The 15,584-nt window shown below is 74.7% G+C and carries 12 protein-coding genes; 10 read left to right on the top strand and 2 right to left on the bottom strand.

The window, feature by feature from the left end; all coding sequences use genetic code 11:
• Window positions 1-167 precede the first annotated feature (167 nt).
• The 5 genes from AB0J57_RS29600 to AB0J57_RS29580 all read left to right on the top strand — a co-directional run bounded on the left by AB0J57_RS29600 (window position 168) and on the right by AB0J57_RS29580 (window position 4,008).
• A complete protein-coding gene (locus AB0J57_RS29600; RefSeq protein WP_366131405.1) occupies window positions 168-1,760 on the top strand; it encodes a von Willebrand factor type A domain-containing protein in 1,593 nt (530 codons plus the stop codon).
• 86 nt (window positions 1,761-1,846) lie between these two features.
• Window positions 1,847-2,308, top strand: coding sequence for an anthrone oxygenase family protein (locus AB0J57_RS29595; protein WP_366131404.1), 462 nt, complete (start codon window positions 1,847-1,849; stop codon window positions 2,306-2,308).
• A gap of 120 nt (window positions 2,309-2,428) precedes the next feature.
• On the top strand, window positions 2,429-3,145 hold the full coding sequence (locus AB0J57_RS29590) for a DUF4142 domain-containing protein (protein WP_366131402.1): 717 nt from the start codon (window positions 2,429-2,431) through the stop codon (window positions 3,143-3,145).
• Window positions 3,146-3,150: 5 nt separating this feature from the next.
• A complete protein-coding gene (locus AB0J57_RS29585) occupies window positions 3,151-3,786 on the top strand; it encodes a class F sortase (RefSeq protein ID WP_366131401.1) in 636 nt (211 codons plus the stop codon).
• 75 nt (window positions 3,787-3,861) lie between these two features.
• The gene (locus tag AB0J57_RS29580) at window positions 3,862-4,008 is read left to right on the top strand and encodes a hypothetical protein (RefSeq protein ID WP_366131400.1); all 147 of its coding nucleotides are present in this window, start codon (window positions 3,862-3,864) and stop codon (window positions 4,006-4,008) included.
• A 1-nt stretch (window position 4,009) separates the two neighbouring features.
• Here the strand turns inward: AB0J57_RS29580 and AB0J57_RS29575 are convergent, their stop codons facing one another.
• Window positions 4,010-7,177, bottom strand: a complete 3,168-nt coding sequence (locus tag AB0J57_RS29575; RefSeq protein ID WP_366131399.1) for a tetratricopeptide repeat protein — start codon at window positions 7,175-7,177, stop codon at window positions 4,010-4,012.
• A gap of 286 nt (window positions 7,178-7,463) precedes the next feature.
• On the opposite strand from AB0J57_RS29575, the gene AB0J57_RS29570 reads away from it, so the two are divergent.
• Together AB0J57_RS29570 and AB0J57_RS29565 are read left to right on the top strand one after the other, a co-directional pair.
• A complete protein-coding gene (locus tag AB0J57_RS29570; protein WP_366131398.1) occupies window positions 7,464-8,717 on the top strand; it encodes a hypothetical protein in 1,254 nt (417 codons plus the stop codon).
• On the top strand, window positions 8,714-9,187 hold the full coding sequence (locus AB0J57_RS29565; RefSeq protein ID WP_366131397.1) for a transcriptional regulator: 474 nt from the start codon (window positions 8,714-8,716) through the stop codon (window positions 9,185-9,187). The genes AB0J57_RS29570 and AB0J57_RS29565 overlap by 4 nt, the downstream gene beginning before the upstream one ends.
• On the opposite strand, the gene AB0J57_RS29560 is transcribed toward AB0J57_RS29565, so the two are convergent.
• Complete coding sequence (locus tag AB0J57_RS29560; protein WP_366131396.1) at window positions 9,070-11,208, bottom strand: NB-ARC domain-containing protein; 2,139 nt, start codon at window positions 11,206-11,208, stop codon at window positions 9,070-9,072. The genes AB0J57_RS29565 and AB0J57_RS29560 overlap by 118 nt on opposite strands.
• A gap of 207 nt (window positions 11,209-11,415) precedes the next feature.
• On the opposite strand from AB0J57_RS29560, the gene AB0J57_RS29555 reads away from it, so the two are divergent.
• The 3 genes from AB0J57_RS29555 to AB0J57_RS29545 are packed head-to-tail and all read left to right on the top strand — an operon-like array spanning window position 11,416 to window position 15,580.
• Window positions 11,416-12,762, top strand: a complete 1,347-nt coding sequence (locus AB0J57_RS29555; RefSeq protein ID WP_366131395.1) for a salicylate synthase — start codon at window positions 11,416-11,418, stop codon at window positions 12,760-12,762.
• Window positions 12,759-13,829, top strand: coding sequence for a ketoacyl-ACP synthase III family protein (locus AB0J57_RS29550; protein ID WP_366131394.1), 1,071 nt, complete (start codon window positions 12,759-12,761; stop codon window positions 13,827-13,829). Before AB0J57_RS29555 ends, AB0J57_RS29550 begins: the two co-directional genes overlap by 4 nt.
• Window positions 13,829-15,580 carry an AMP-binding protein gene (locus AB0J57_RS29545; RefSeq protein ID WP_366131393.1) on the top strand — a complete coding sequence of 584 codons (1,752 nt, stop codon included), beginning with the start codon at window positions 13,829-13,831 and terminating at the stop codon, window positions 15,578-15,580. Before AB0J57_RS29550 ends, AB0J57_RS29545 begins: the two co-directional genes overlap by 1 nt.
• Window positions 15,581-15,584 lie beyond the last annotated feature (4 nt).

Raw genomic sequence — 15,584 nt, 5'->3', positions numbered from 1 at the left:
AGTCCAAGCCAACCCCTGCGGTTTGTCTCACAGGACTGCCCCGTGTTGCCGCATTGAGACCCATCCGCAACACCTTCGTCTGCTCCTCCAGGGCCCCTCGGACGTCACATTCACAAGTGCCGTACGTCCACCGGGACATGAGGCGACATGAGACATGGGGGGTTCGGATGGCTGTGTACCGACGGAGGAAGGGCGGGGCGGGCCGGGCGCGGACACGCCGGGCGGCGGTCGCGGCGGTCACGGCGGCGCTCGCCGGAGGGCTGCTGCTCGGGGGCTGCTCGGGCGGTAGCGGAACCGACCGCACCGCCGCGCGCGACAGCGGCAACCGCGCCCCCGGTGCACCCGCGCCCGGCGTGCCCGCGCCCGCGCCCGGCGCACCGGACGGCGGACAGCGCCCCGGAGCCGACGGCCGGGGCGACGCGGCGCGTGAGGCCCCGCCCGCCGATTACCTGTCCACCTTCGCGCTGGACGTCGACACCGCCTCGTACGGCTACGCCCGCCGCACCCTCGCCGACGGCAGGCTGCCCGCGCCCGACACCGTACGCCCCGAGGAGTTCGTCAACAGCTTCCGCCAGAACTACCCCAAGCCCGACGGCAACGGCTTCTCCGTGACCCTCGACGGCGCCCGTACGGCGTCCGGGGACTGGTCCCTCGTCCGCGTCGGGCTGGCCACCCGTCCCTCGGACCGGCACGGCGAACGCCCGCCCGCCGCCCTGACGTTCGTCGTCGACATCTCCGGCTCGATGGCCGAACCGGGCCGCCTGGACCTGGTCAAGGAGTCCCTCGGCGTCCTCACCGACCAGCTCCGCGACGACGACTCGATCGCCCTGGTCACCTTCAGCGACGTGGCCGAGACCCGGCTGCCCATGACCCGGGTCGAAGGCAACCGCGACCGCGTCCACGACGTGATCGACGGCCTGGAGACCACCTCCTCCACCAACGTGGAGGCGGGCGTGACCGCCGGCTACGACACGGCCGTCGAAGGCCACCGCAAGGGCGCCACCAACCGGGTCGTCCTGCTGTCGGACGCGCTCGCCAACACCGGCGCGACCGAGGCGGAGGCCATCCTGGAGCGGATCGAGGACGAGCGCCGCGAGTACGGCATCACGCTCTTCGGGGTGGGCGTCGGCAGCGAGTACGGCGACGCGCTGATGGAACAGCTCGCCGACAAGGGCGACGGCCACACCACGTACGTCTCCACCTCCGAGCAGGCCCGCAAGGTGTTCGTCGACCAACTGCCCGCCCACATCGAGCTGCGCGCCAGGGACGCCAAGGCACAGGTGGCGTTCGACCCCAAGACGGTGGAGACGTTCCGGCTCATCGGCTACGAGAACCGGGAGGTCGCCGACGACGACTTCCGCGACGACCGGGTGGACGGCGGCGAGGTCGGCCCCGGCCACCAGGTGACCGCGCTGTACGCCGTGAAGACCCGGCCCGGCGCCGCCGGCCGGGGCGGCCACCTGGCCACCGCCACCGTCCGGTGGCTCGACCCGGCCTCACGCGCCCCGCACGAGCGCTCCGGCTCGCTGGAGTCCGGCGCCCTCGGCGCCCGGCTCTGGGACGAGGGCACCGCGCCGGGCCTCCGGATCGCCGCCGTGGCCGCGTACTTCGCCGACTCGCTGCGCGGCGGTGAACTGCCGGGCGCGCCCTCGCGCGGTGAGCTGGCCGAGCGGGCCGGGGAACTGGCCCGTACGACCGAGTCCAAGGTGGTGGCGCAGCTCGCCGAATCGATCCGCCGGGCCAACGGCCTCAGGGACTGAACCGACCGGCCGCGCGGGCAAGAGCCCGACTCGAGAACTCGTCTCAAGCACTGACGCCGTATCGGGCCGGCTGCCATGATTGCCGCATGCCGACGCTGCTGCTCGCCCTCGCGATCATCTCCACCGGCCTGTACGCGGGTTTCATGCTGATCTTCCGGACCGGCATCATGCCCGCGCTCGCCCGGCTCTCCGACGAGCAGTTCGTGACGGTCATGCGGCTCATCAACGCGCAGGTGCCCCGCGCGGTGTTCATGACCGCCTTCGCGGGCGTGGTGGTCTTCCCGGCCCTGGCCCTCGGCGTACCGGTCGAGGGCCGGTCGGACAGCCAGCGGTGGCTGATCGTCGCCGGGCTGGTCTGTGCCGTGCTCAACCACCTGGTCACCATCGGCGGGAACGTGCCGCTCAACAACGCGCTGGCGGGCTCGGAGGGCGGCGCGCCCGGTCCCGCCCGGTCGGCGTTCGAGTCCCGCTGGAACGCCTTCCACCTGCTGCGCACGCTGCTGGTCACGGCGTCCTTCGCCCTGCTGGTCACCGCCTCGCTCACCTGAACGAGTGTGCGCCGTATGCAGTAGGGCAAGTGGCGGGCGGCACCGTGCCGTGTCCGGATGGTCACGTGACCCTCGACCGTGAGGGTCACCTGCCGACCGACGAGAAACGGACGACCAATCGTGACCCGCACCCACCGCTGGGCCGCCACGGCCTTCACGTGTCTGGCCCTGACCGGCATAGCCGCCGGCCCCGCCCTCGCCACGGCGCCCGCCGACGGCGCCACCACCGGCCACCCCACGGACGCCGGCTTCCTGCGCGCCTCCCACCAGGGCAACCTGACCGAGATCGCGGCGGGCAAGGACGCCCAGAAGAACGCCACCACCGCCTGTGTGAAGAACGTCGCCAAGGTGCTCGTCCGCGACCACACCAAGCTCGACGCGGACACCAGGGCCCTCGCCGACAAGCAGGGCGTCGACCTGCCCGTCGCGCCCTCCAAGGAACAGCAGGACACGCTCGCGGCCATCATGGCCAAGGCGGGCACCAAGGCGTACGACACCGCCTGGCTGAACGCCCAGGCCGCCGCCCACGAGAAGACCCTGGCGCGGATCGACAACCAGATCGCCAACGGCAAGAACGCCGAGGTGACCGCCGCCGCCAAGGCCGCCCGCCCGGTCGTCGCCATGCACCTGGACATGGTGCGCGGCGGCGAGTGCCGCGACCACGGGGCCGCGAAGCCGAAGCGGATCCACGCCGGCAACGGCGGCCAGGCCGCCACCTCCCTGGCGGCCGACGTACCGGTCGTCCTGGCCGTGCCCGCGCTGGCGGTGGGCGGGGTCCTGGTGGCCGGGGGAGCCTTCTGGGCGGCGTCCCGCATCCGCCGCAACGACAACCGCTGACGCCGATGGGCGCCTGGCCGGGTGCCGGGCCCGGTCCGGACCGCGTACTGGTCCGGACCGGGCTCGCCGCGGTCGCCACGGCGGTCGTGGCGTACCTCTTCCCGTTCTTCCCGGCCCCCACGCGAGCGCCCGACACCGGCACCCTGCCCGGGGCGGCCGCCGCGCGCCCGACCGAGGCCGGGCGGGCCCCGGCGTACTCCCCGCCCGTCTCCCTGAGCATCCCGGGCCACCTGCGCCCCACGCCGGTCGACCCGGTCACCGCCGACGCGGGCGGGGCCATGGCCGTGCCGGAGTCCCCCACGCGCCTGGGCTGGTGGGCCCTCGGCGCACCGCCCGGCGCCGCGCACGGCACCGTCCTGCTGGCCGGCCACCTTGACTCGGCCGAGGAGGGGGCCGGCCCCTTCGAGGCCCTCCACGACGTGCCCATGGGCACCCGTGCCCAGGTCACCACGGCGGACGGCGCACGCCACACGTACAAGATCGTCGCCCGTCGCACGCACGCCAAGAAGGCCCTGCCGCAAGACCTGTTCACGCCCCGGGGGACCGCCCGGCTGGCCCTGGTCACCTGTGCGGGTGACTTCGACCCCGACGCGCACGCGTACGACGAGAACCTGGTCCTCTACGGGGAGCCGGTCCCATAGCACGCGAAATGCTCCCCTGTCTTTGCGTTACGAGAAGTCGCCACGCTGGTCCCGGTTGCCGATACGTTTTGCGCCGTGCAGTGGATCAAAGTGACGAGGACCGTCGTGAGCACCCTTTTCATCGCCGCCGCCATCGCGGCGCTCGCCGCGTGCGCGGCCCCCGCCGGGCAGGTGACGACCGTGCGGGCCGGCGCGGTGACGGAGGCGCAGTTGATGTGGTGACTCAGGAGCCGGTCACCCCGTGGTCAAGGAGGAGACGGCGGAGGGTCTCGGCCTCCGAGTCGGCTTCGAGACTCCGATAGAGGGCGACCGCCTGCCGTCCGTAGGTGCGGGCCGGCTCGATGCTGTGCGAGGACAGCGCGGTGCGGGCCAGGCCCGCCAGCGCACGCGCGGAGCCGAGGGGGAACCCGATCTCCCGGGCGACCTCCAGCGCCTGTTCGTAGACCTTCATCGCGGCCCCGAGGCGCCCCGACTCACGCTGGACGTCGGCGACGCCGATCAGGGCACGCTGCCGCTCGTAGGCGTTGCCGATGCCGTCGGCGACCCGCTCGGCCAGGTTGAAGTGGAGCAGGGCCTCGCCGCGGCGCCCGGTCTCCGCGTACGCCGTGCCCATGCTGATCAGGACGTTCGCCTCGCCGAGCGAGTCGCCGCCGGCGCGGTGGCTGTCGAGCGCCCGGCGGTAGCAGGCGAGGGCCTTCTCCGTCTGCCCGGTCGCCTGGTGGACGCCGCCCAGGTTGGTGTCCAGAATGGCCAGTTCCTGTCGGCCGCCGCACCTCCGTACCAGGGCGAGTGAGCGTTCGTAGTACGTGCGGGCCTCCTCGTACCGGCCCTGGAGGCAGTGCAGTTCGCCCATGTTGTTCAGCGCCATGGCCTGGCCGAGCAGCTCGCCCAGCTCCTCGTTGAGGGCGAGGATCTCGCGGAACGCGCGCAGCGCCTCGCCGTAGCGCCCCGCGTAATACAGCGCCGCGCCCTGCACGTTGAGGCAGCGTGCCTCGCCGTGCCGGTCCCCGGCCTGCCGGTACAGCGCCAGCGACCGGTCCAGCAGCCCCATGGCGCTGCCGCCGTCGCCCGCCGCCAAGTGGGCGCGGCCCGCCTGGTGGAGGGCGTCCGCGCAGCCCACGGTGTCGTGGAGCTCCTGGTAGAGGGACAGGGCCTCGGCGGCACAGCGCAGCGCCTCGGCGTGGCCCTTCTGGGCCAGGACGTCCGCCCGCTCGGTCAGCGTCATGGCGAGGACCGCCCGGTCGCCGTGCGCGCGGAGGGCGGGCACGGCCGCCGCGTACAGCTCGGCCGCGATGTCCCACGTACCCCACTGCTTCAGCGAGGTGGCCAGGACGTGCGGGAACAGCGCGGCGTGGGCGGGGGCTTCGACGGCCGCGGTACGGGCCACGGCCAGCAGGTTGGCGCGTTCCACGGTCAGCCACACCGACGCCTCGTCCGCGTCGGCGAAGTGCGGTGCGGCGGGGGACCGGAGGGCCGGGTGGCCGGCCAGGGGCAGGGCGCGGCGGTGCGGGTGGGCCAGCCGGTCGGCGCGGTGGGCGGCGGTCAGGTAGTAGCCGAGGAGCCGTTCGACGGCGGCCCGGCGGGCGGTGTCCGGATCGGTTCGCGCGCCGGTCTGGAGGCCGAAGGCACGGGCCAGGTCGTGGAGCCGGTAGCGGTCGCGGACCGGCTCTTCGAGGAGGTGGCAGTCGAGCAGCTCCTCCAGGCTCCCCCGTACGCGCGGGGCGCCGCCGGCGAGCGCGGTGGCCGCGCGGAGGGTGATGTCGGGGCCGCTGTGCAGCGCCAGGAGGCGGAACAGCTTCTGCGCCGGGGCGCTGAGGGCCGCGTACGAGAGCCGGAACGCCGAGGCGACCGCGTCGTCCAGCTCGTCCAGCGGGTCGGCGGCCTGCGCGAGCCGGTCCAGCAGGTGGCGCAGGTCCCAGGAGTCGCGGTGCCGGAAGTGGCCGGCGAGCAACTGCACGGCCAGCGGATGGCAGCCGCACGCGTCCACGACCCGCCCCAGGGCCGGGACGTCGCCGACCAGCCGGGCGGCCCCGGCGATCCGGGTGAACAGCACCGCCGCCTCCGCCCCGGACAGCACGTCCACGAACAGCGAGGTGGCGCCGGCCAGGCCGGTGAGCCGGTTCCGGCTCGTCACGATGGCCCGGCAGGAGGCCGCGCCCGGCAGCAGCGGCCGCACCTGGTCGGCGTCCCGGGCGTTGTCCAGCACCAGCAGCACCCGGTGGCGGGCGGTCCACTGCCGCCACCGCGCCGCCCGCTCGTCGAGGGAGGCGGGCAGCGGCTCCGGCACCCCGGCGGCGTGCAGCAGGACCGCCAGCGCCTCGGCGGGCTCGAAGGCCGGCCGGCCGCTGTAGGCGTGCAGGTCCACGTAGAACTGGCCGTCGGGGTAGGCGGCGCGCAGCCGGTGCGCGGCGTGCACGGCGAGGGCGGTCTTGCCGACGCCGGGCATGCCGTGCACCACGGTGACGGGCAGGGCGGTGGCGGTGTCTCCTGTGCCCTGGGCCGCGGGGTCGGTGAGAAGGATGCGCAGTTCGGCGGTGCGGCCGGTGAAGTCGGGGGTGTCGCGGGGCAGGTTGTCGCACGGGCCGGGAGCGGGCGGCGGAGCGAGGGCGGTGGCCCCGAGGTCCGGGGTCTGCAAGAGGGTGCGGTCCTGGCCGAGGATGCGGCGCTGGAGCTCGCGCAGCTCGGCCCCGGGCTCGATGCCCTGGTCCTCCAGGAGGCGCCGGTGGGTGGTCCGGTAGACCGCGAGCGCCTCGTCGTGCCGCCCGCTGCGGTAGAGCGCCAGCATCAGCGAGGCGATCACCTGCTGTGCGAGCGGGTTCTGCGAGGCCAGCTCGTGCAACTCCCCGAGCAGGTCCGCGTGCCGCCCCGACTCCAGTTCCAGCCGGATCCGTTCCTCCCGTACGCGACGGTGGTCCTCGACCAGCCGGGCCCGCGCCGAAGCCGCCCACGTGCCGGTGAACTCGGTCAACGGCTCGCCCCGCCACAGGGCTTCGGCCGCGTGCAGCAGGCCGATCGCGAGGTCCCGCTCCCCCCGGGCGGCGGCCGCCGCGGCGTCGCTGCGCAGCCGCTGGAAGCGCAGCAGGTCCACGTCCTCCGGGTCGGCGACGCGCAGTTGGTACAGGCGGGAGGAGGGCCGCTCCAGCTTCGCCAGGTCGCCGACCGACCGGCGTAACCGCCCCCGGAGCCGGGACAGGTAGCTGTGCAGGGTGTCCAGGGCCGTCCGGGGCGGGTCACCGTCCCACAGCCGCTCCATCAGCGTGCCCGCCGCCACCGGCTCGCCCCGGGCGTGCACCAGCACGGCCAGCACGCAGCGCTCCTTCACGGAACCCAGCTCGTGCTGCCGCTGGTTCTCCCACAGCTCAAGGGGTCCCAGAGCAAGAAGTTCCACCATCGCCCCCGACGGGTGTGCTTCTTTCACCGCATCCGGCAGCGCTCGTACTTTCGTACGGCACTCAACTTACTGTTTCCCGCGCCGCGAAGGCGATGGCCAGAGGCGCACGGAAGCGCGACCGGCGCACGGCGGCGCCCCCGTCCCGCCCACGCGGAGTGCAGGATTTCTGCAAGTCGTCCATCCACCCGGCCGGGCAGAGCGCAAGTGGCCGCGAACCGTCGCGGCCGGTCGCCGACGGGCCGGGCTGCCGGTCCGTCCGAGGGGGAAGACCGGGGGATCGATTTCGATGAGCGTGACAGTGCCGGAACCGCACTGGCGGCACGTGCCGGTGCGTCTGGACGTCGAGCGCTGGGCCACCCGACAGATCCGCAGGAGGGTCCTCGCGGTGGTGCACACGGTGACCGCGGGACAGCGGTTGCTGGAAGCGGTGCGCCTGCTGGAGGGCGACTCCAGGGTGCAGGTGTTCTTCACCTCCGCACCCGATGTGTTCAGCCACGGGGTGGCCGACTTCCTGGAGAAGCTCAAAGGGCTGGTCCTGCCGTGGAGCCAGGCCGTGCAGACCGAGTTCGACCTCGCGCTGGCCGCGAGCCACGGCAGCCTGCACGAACTGCACGCCCCCGTCATCGTGCTGCCGCACGGTGCCGGGCACAACAAGCTCACCCCGGCCGGGCGGCGCGGCCGGGCGGTGGCGGAGCGGGGGGTGTACGGGCTCAGCCGGCAGCGGCTGATCCGGGACGGCACGGTGGTGCCCGAGGTGATCGTGCTCGCCCACCAGGAGGAGCTGGCCCGCCTCGGCCGGGAGTGCCCCGAGGCGCTGCCCGCCGCCGAGGTCGTCGGCGACCCCTGCTTCGACCGCATCCGGGCGAGCCTGCCCTCCCGGGCGCTGTACCGGGAGGCGCTGCGCACCCGGGCACGGCAGCGGCTGGTCCTCGTCTGCTCCACCTGGGGCCCCGACTCCCTGCTGGGGCGCGGCTGGGAGCTACTGGAGCGGTTGGTCACCGAGCTGCCCCGGGACGAGTACCGAGTGGCCGCGCTGCTGCACCCGCACGTGTGGAACGCCCACGGCGAATGGCAGATCCGGAGCTGGCTGGCCGGGCTCGGGCGCTCCGGGCTCACGCTGATCAGCCAGTACAGCGACTGGACGGGGGCGCTGGTGGCCGCCGACTACATCGTGGGCGACCACGGCTCCGTGTCCCTGTACGGGGTGATGACCGGCGCGCCCGTGCTGATGGCCGACACCCGGGAGCCGGAGGTGGACCCGGGCTCGCCCCTGGCCGATCTGCGGTCGTTCGCGCACCGGCTGCGCGGCGACCGGCCCCTGCTGCGGCAGCTCGCGCGCAGCTCCGCCACCTACCGCCCGCAGCACTACGAGCGGGTCGCGGCACGGATCACCTCCGAGCCGGGGCGGTTCGCCCACAAGATGCGCGCCCTGATCTACCGGCAACTGCGCCTTCGGGCGCCGTCCCCGAGGCCGACGACCGAGCCGGCGCGGCTGCCGGAGACGCTGCCCTACGACGAGCCGGGGAGCGTGACGCCATGACGGGCCCCGGCCGGCGGACCCGGGTCGCGCTGCTGCACCCGCACTCCGGGCGCCTGGTGGTGGACGAGCACCTGCGGGTCCGGCTGCCCGCCCCCGACCCGTGGCCCTCCCTCGCCGACGTGCTGTACGCGGCGGGTGACCTCTACGCGGTCGGCGACGGGCCCCGCACGGCGGGCGAACTGGCCAACCGGCACCCGGGCGCCCTGGTGGCGGCCGTGCAGCGAGGCACGTACTGCTGGATGTGGCTGGGCGGCGCCGGTGGGTGCGTACTGCGGCTGCGGGCGGGGGAGGTGTGGGCGTCGCTGGCCCATGCCTGGCTGGTGGCCGGGCTGCCCGTCGAGACGCTGTGCGATCACTCCGGTGGACGGCTCGCCGGCTGGGCGAGCGTGTCGATCCGGTCCCGTACCGCCCGCGCGCCGTCGGAATCCGCGCGGCCCGCCGCCGCGTACAGACCGAGGGCCTCGCGGTAGTGCTCCAGGGCCCGGTCCGGCTGCCCGCGCCGCTCGGCGAGCCGGGCCAGGCCCTCCAGGGCGCGGGCCGTCTCGTAACCGGCGGCCATGCCGCGCAGGGTGGTCAGCGCCCAGGACAGCCGGCGCTCGGCCTCGTCGAGCCGCCCCTGGCCGAGGAGCGCCCGGCCCAGCAGTGTGGCCGCGCGGGCGGCGTTGTACGGGTCGCCCGCCTCCCGCAGCGCCCGGTGCGCCGCCTCGGCGTCGGCGGCCGCCTCGCCGGGCAGGCCCCGGGCGAGGGCGACATCGGCGAGGTTCAGCCTGGCCAGCGCACCCGCCCGGTGGTCGCCGCACGCCGGCAGCTCCTCGGCCGCCCGCGCGTACAGCTCCGCCGCCAGGTCGGGCCGGCCGAGCCTCTGGTGGGCGAGGCCCCGGTAGTTGAGCGTGCGGGCGTGACCGAGCGCGTCGCCATGGGCCCGGAACAGCTCCGCCGCCCGCTCGAACATCTCCAGGGCCCGCTCGTGGGCGCCCAGGCCCAGTTCGCCCACCCCGCCGGAGGTGAGCATCCGGCAGGCGGCTTCCGTGTCGCCCAACTGCTCGGCCGCCACGAGCCCTTCGCGGTGGGCCGCCCGCCACTGCTCGTAGAACTTGCGCCGCAGGAACAGCGGCCACAGGGCGTCGGCGAGCTGCCAGGCCACCTCCGGGAAGCCGTCCGGGCGGGCGCGGTGGATCACCGCCATCAGATTGGGCAGCTCCCGCTCCAGCCAGTCCAGCGCGGCCTCCGGGCTCCGCGGGAAGCCGGCCGTCACCACCCGGGGGTCGTGGTCCCGGCGCAGCGTCCGGTGCGCGGGGTCGACCAGCTCCTCGGCGCGGGTGGCGGAGGCCAGGTAGTGGTCGGCGACGCGGCGCAGCGCCGCGGCCCGGTCCGGCGCGGGTTCGTCGTCCTCCGCCTTGGCGGCGGCGTGCAGCCGTACGAGGTCGTGGAAGCGGTACCGCTCGTCGCCCGTTTCGATGAGCAGGTTCGCGTCGTGCAGCGTCTCCAGCAGCTCGGTGGCGTCCGTCCCGAGCGCCGCCGAGGCCGCGGCGGCGCCGAACTCCCGCCCGGGGTGCAGGCCCAGCAGCCGGTACAGCCGGGCGGCCCCGGCCGGGAGGCCCTGGTACGACAGGTCCAGCGCCGCCCCCACGTTGTGGTCGCCCTCGATGGCCAACGCCTCCAGCCGGTCGTGTTCCTCGCTCAGCGCGCGCACCATCGTGGTGAGCCGGCGCCTCGGCCGGGACGCCAGCCGCGCCCCGGCGACCCGTACCGCCAGCGGCAGCCCGGCGCACAGCTCGACCAGGGCCCGGGCCTCCTCGGGCTGGGCGGCCACCCGGTCGTCGGCGAGCACGGCCGCCAGCAGCTCGACCGCCGCGTCCGGGGTGAGCGGCTCCAGATGCAGCGCGTAGCAGCCGTCGACGGTCAGCCCCGGCATCCGCCAGCGGCTGGTCACCGCCGTCACGCTCCGCCCGCCCGGCAGCAGGGGCCGCACCTGGGCGGCGGTGGCGGCGTCGTCGAGGAGGACCACCAACGGCCGGCCGGCGGTCAAGGACCGGTACAGCGCCGCGCGTTCGGCCATCGCCGCCGGCACCTGGGCGGCGGGCACCCCGAGCGCCCGAAGGAACCGGCTCAGCACCTCGCCCGGGCTGACCGGCCCGCCGGGGGACCGGGCGCCCAGGTCGGCGTACAACTGGCCGCCGGGGAAGCGGGTCCGTAAGGAGTGCAGCCAGGCCAGCGCGACGGCGGTCTTGCCCACCCCGCCCAGCCCGCTGACCGCCACCAGCGTCGGGTGCCCCTCCCGCTCGGTCCGCGCCCGGTGCCGCTCCAGGGCCTCCTGCTCCGCTGCCCGGTCGGTGATCCGCACCGACGGCGGCAACTGCCAGGGCTGCCGCGCCGCCGCGTCCCCGTCGCCGGAGCGGATGTGTATCCCCCCGTACACGGCGCCGGCCTGCACGGCGGGGCCGTGGACCGTACCGCTCAGGTCGTTGTGGTCGCTCCGCTCGCTCTCCACGCACCCGTCCCCCTCCGAACGCGCGAGTACCGGTCCTGCCGACATCCTTTCCGTACAGGCAATCGATATCCGCCGCCCGGCATATGAGGCGCGATAACGCCACAGGTTCGCGTTCCCATCACGGGGGCTAATCAACGGGCGCTGGGGCAGGGGCTGTTACCTCCGTATCGTTTTTGAAGGTAACCGCTACCAAGGAGGAACCTTCCGATGAGCCCCCTCGCCTCGCGCCACTACTTCGAGACCCAGCTCCAGCTCACCGAGGACCCGCTGGCGGTCGCCGCCCGCCTCGCGGACTCCGGTCTGCACGAGTCGTACGTCATCTACGAGAACGGCGGCGACTGGTCCTACGCGGGTGGCGTGCGTGCCGAGCTGACGCTGGACCGCACCGGCGCCCGGCTGACGCAGGAGGACGTCCCGGACGCCTTCCGCCCCTGGAGCGACCAGCCGCTGCACCTGGTGTCCGAGCTGCTCGACACCGTCGCCGTGCCGTACTGGCGGGCCTACGGCTGGGCCGCCTTCGAGCTGTCGTACGCCAAGGACGGCAACCTGGACGGCATCGGCCCCGGCCGCCTGATGCACCTCGTCGTGCCCCGCGCCGAGGTCCGCTTCGAGGCCGGGCACGCCCTGCTGCGCGCCGCCGACCAGGCCGCCCTCGACGCCCTGCTCGCCACCGTCGCCAGCGCCTCCCCGGCCCCCGCCGGGCAGCCCCGGCCGCTGGACGTGCACGCCACCGGCGGCGACCGGTACCGGGAGGCGGTGCGGCTCGCCGTCGACGAGATCAACGCGGGCGAACTGCACAAGGTGATCCTGTCCCGGGTCGTCGAGGTCGACGGCGAGGTCGACCTGACCCGCACCTACGTGGCCGGGCGCCGGGGCAACAACCCGGCCCGCTCCTTCATGCTCAACCTGGGCGGCACCGAGGCCATCGGATTCAGCCCCGAGATCGTCGTCCAGGTCACCGCCGACGGCAGGGTCGTCAGCCAGCCGCTGGCCGGCACCCGCGCCCTCACCGGGGACGCGGTCGTCGACCAGAGCCTGCGGGCCGACCTGTTCGGCTCCCCCAAGGAGGTCTACGAGCACGCCATCTCCGTCAAGGTCGGCGCCGACGAGCTGCACGACGTCTGCGTCGAAGGCTCCGTCGAGGTCCCGGAGTTCATGGCGATCCGCGAGCGCGGCAGCGTCCAGCACCTCGCCTCCCGGGTCGCCGGCCGGCTCGCGCCCGGCCGGGAGGCGTGGGACGCCTTCGGGGCGGTCTTCCCCGCCGTCACCGCCTCCGGGGTGCCCAAGGCGGCCGCGTACGACTCCATACGCCGCCACGAGCCGGAGCCCCGCGGCCTGTACAGCGGCGCCGTCCTGACCGTCGACCACACCGGAGCCATGGACGCGGCTCTGGTGCTGCGCAGCGCCTACCGCAGGGACGGGCGCACCTGGCTGCGGGCCGGCGCGGGCATCGTCGGGCACTCCACGCCGGAGCGCGAGTTCGAGGAGACCTGCGAGAAGCTCGACAGCGTCGCCCGGTTCCTGGTGCCGGCCGGGGCGGGCGGTGCCCGATGAGGGTGACCGCCGCTCTCCACCTCGCGGGCATCGGGAGCTGGCTGCCCGGGGAGGTGAGCACCGCCGACGCGGTGGCCCGCGGCTGGTACGAGGAGGCCGACCGCACGGCGTCCGGGATGCTGGCCGTGCGGGTCGCCGGGGAGCTCCCGGCCCCCGACATGGCGGTACGCGCCGCCGGCACCGCCCTCCGCAGAGCCGGCCGCACCGGGCTCGCCCGGGAGGACTACGGCGCCCTGCTGCACTGCGCCACCTACCACCAGGGCCCCGACGGCTGGTCCGCACCGCACTACGTCCTCCACCGCACCCTGGACCGGCCCATCGGCGCCGCCCAGGTCGGCCCCGGCTGCCTCGGGATGCTGACCGCCCTGGAGATGGCCGCGCACCGGCTCTCCTCCGACGGCGGCGAGGACGCCGTACTGATCACCGCGGCCGACAACTTCTCCGCCCCCCTGGTGGACCGCTGGCGCTCCTCCCGGCTGTTCCTCCTCGGCGACGGCGGCGCGGCAGCCGTGCTGTCCCGGCGCGAGGGCTTCGCCCGCCTGCTGTCGGTGGGCGCGGTGTCCGCCCCCTCGATGGAGGAGCTGCACCGGGGCGGGGAGCAGCTCTTCCCGCCCGGCATCACCGTCGGCCGCTCCCTCAACTTCGAGGAGCGCAGCGACCACTGGCGCCGCCAGTGGGCCCAGGGGGCGGCGCCGCCGAAGACGCACCTCGGCGACGTGGTCGCCCAAGCCGTCGGGCGCGCCCTCGACGAGGCGGGGACCGGCCTGGAGAAGGTGGCCAGGATCTGCCACACCGGGTACGCCGACGGCGCCCTGCACACCATCTACCTCGATCCGCTGGACGTCGAAGCCGCCGACGGCACCTGGGAGTTCACCCGCCACGTCGGGCACGTCGGCGCCGCCGACCCGTTCATCGGGCTCGAACGCCTGTGGACCAGGGGCGAGGTCGCCCCCGGGGACCACGTGCTGCTGCTCGCCGCCGGCCCCGGCATGGAGGTCGCCTGCGCGGTCGTGGAGATCACCGCGCCCTATCTGCCCGGCACCGCACGACAGGAGGAAGACCTGTGATGCTCGAAGGATGCACCCCCTGGCCGGCCGCCACGGCCGAGCGCTACCGGCGGGAGGGGCTGTGGAACGGCACCGACCTCGGGTCGCTGCCCCGTGCCTGGGCCGGCCGGTACGGCGACGCCACCGCGCTGGTCGCCGGTGAGCGCCGGATCGGCTTCACCGAACTCGCCGACCGGGTGGACCGGCTGGCCGCCGGGTTCGTCCGGCAGGGCGTCGCGCGGGGGGACCGGATCGTCCTCCAGCTCCCCAACGTGCCCGAGTTCGTGGAGGTGGCGTTCGCCCTGTTCCGGGCCGGTGCCAAGCCGGTGTTCTCGCTCGCCTCGCACCGGAGGAACGAGATCCGGCACCTGATCGAGCTGTCCGGGGCCTCCGGCTACGTCGTCCCCGGCGTCTTCCGGGGCTTCGACCACACCGCGCTCGCCCTGGAGCTGGCGGCCGAACTGCCCGCGCTGCGGCGGATCTTCGTGCAGGGCGACGCCGCCGGCGCGCCCGGCGTCGTACCGCTGGACTCGCTCGACGCCGACCCGGTTCCGCTTCCTCCCAACGACCCCTCCGACGTGGCGTTCTTCCTGCTCTCCGGGGGGACGACCGCGCTGCCCAAGCTCATCCCGCGCACCCATGACGACTACGCGTACCAGACCCGTACGGTGGCCGCCCTCGCCGGTCTGACGCCCGGCGACGTCTACCTGGCGGCGCTGCCGGTGGAGTTCAACTTCACCTGGGGCTGCCCCGGCGTGATCGGCACGCTGTCGTCCGGCGGCACCGTGGTGCTCGCCCCGGACCCCACGGCCGACGACTGCTTCCGGCTGATCGAGCGGGAGCGGGTCACGCTGACGTCCGTGGTGCCGACCGTGGCCAGGCTCTGGCTGGACGAGCGCGAGTGGTCCGACGCGGACCTGTCCAGCCTGGAGGTGCTCCAGATCGGCGGCGCCCGGCTCGAACCGGAGCTCGCCGCCCGCATCACCCCCGAGCTGGGCTGCCGGCTCCAGCAGGTGTTCGGCATGGCGGAGGGGCTCCTGACGATGTCCCGGCCGGACGACGACCCGCACTCCGTCCTGCACACCCAGGGGCGGCCCGTGTCCCCGGCCGACGAGGTGAAGATCGTCGACGAGCGCGGGGCGGAGCTGCCGGCCGGGGCCACCGGAGAGCTGCTCACCCGGGGGCCGTACACCCTGCGCGGCTACTACCGCGCCCCCGAGCACAACGCCAGGGCGTTCACCGACGACGGCTTCTACCGCACGGGCGACCTCGCCAGTCTCACCCCGGAGGGCCGCCTGATCGTCCAGGGGCGGCTCAAGGACGTCGTCATCCGGGGCGGCGACAAGATCGCGGCCGGTGAGGTGGAGGCGCACCTGGTCACCTGCCCGGGCGTCGCCGCGGCGGCCGTGGTGCCCGTGCCCGACGAGTTCCTCGGCGAGCGGATCTACGCCTTCCTCGTCGCCCGCGACGACGCGCCCCCGGTGCTCGCCGAACTCAAGGCCGCGCTGCACGCGCGCGGGCTCGCCGACTACAAGCTGCCGGACCGCGCCGAATACGTCCCGGCCCTGCCGCTGACCCCGCTCGGAAAGGTCGACAAGAAGGTCCTCACCACCGCCGCCGCCGATCCCGCGCTGCCGCGCGACTGGCTCCCGCGGCCCGCCGCACCGGCCGCGACCGCACAGGCCGCGACCGCACAGGCCGCGGCCGCACCGGCCGGGGTCCCGTCGGCGCCCGGCACGTCCACGCCCGTCCCGTACCCACAGAAGGGGTGATCCG

The sequence above is a fragment of the Streptomyces sp. NPDC049837 genome (assembly GCF_040674455.1).
Taxonomy (GTDB): Bacteria; Actinomycetota; Actinomycetes; order Streptomycetales; family Streptomycetaceae; genus Streptomyces.
This window is presented reverse-complemented; position numbering and strand designations above follow the sequence as displayed.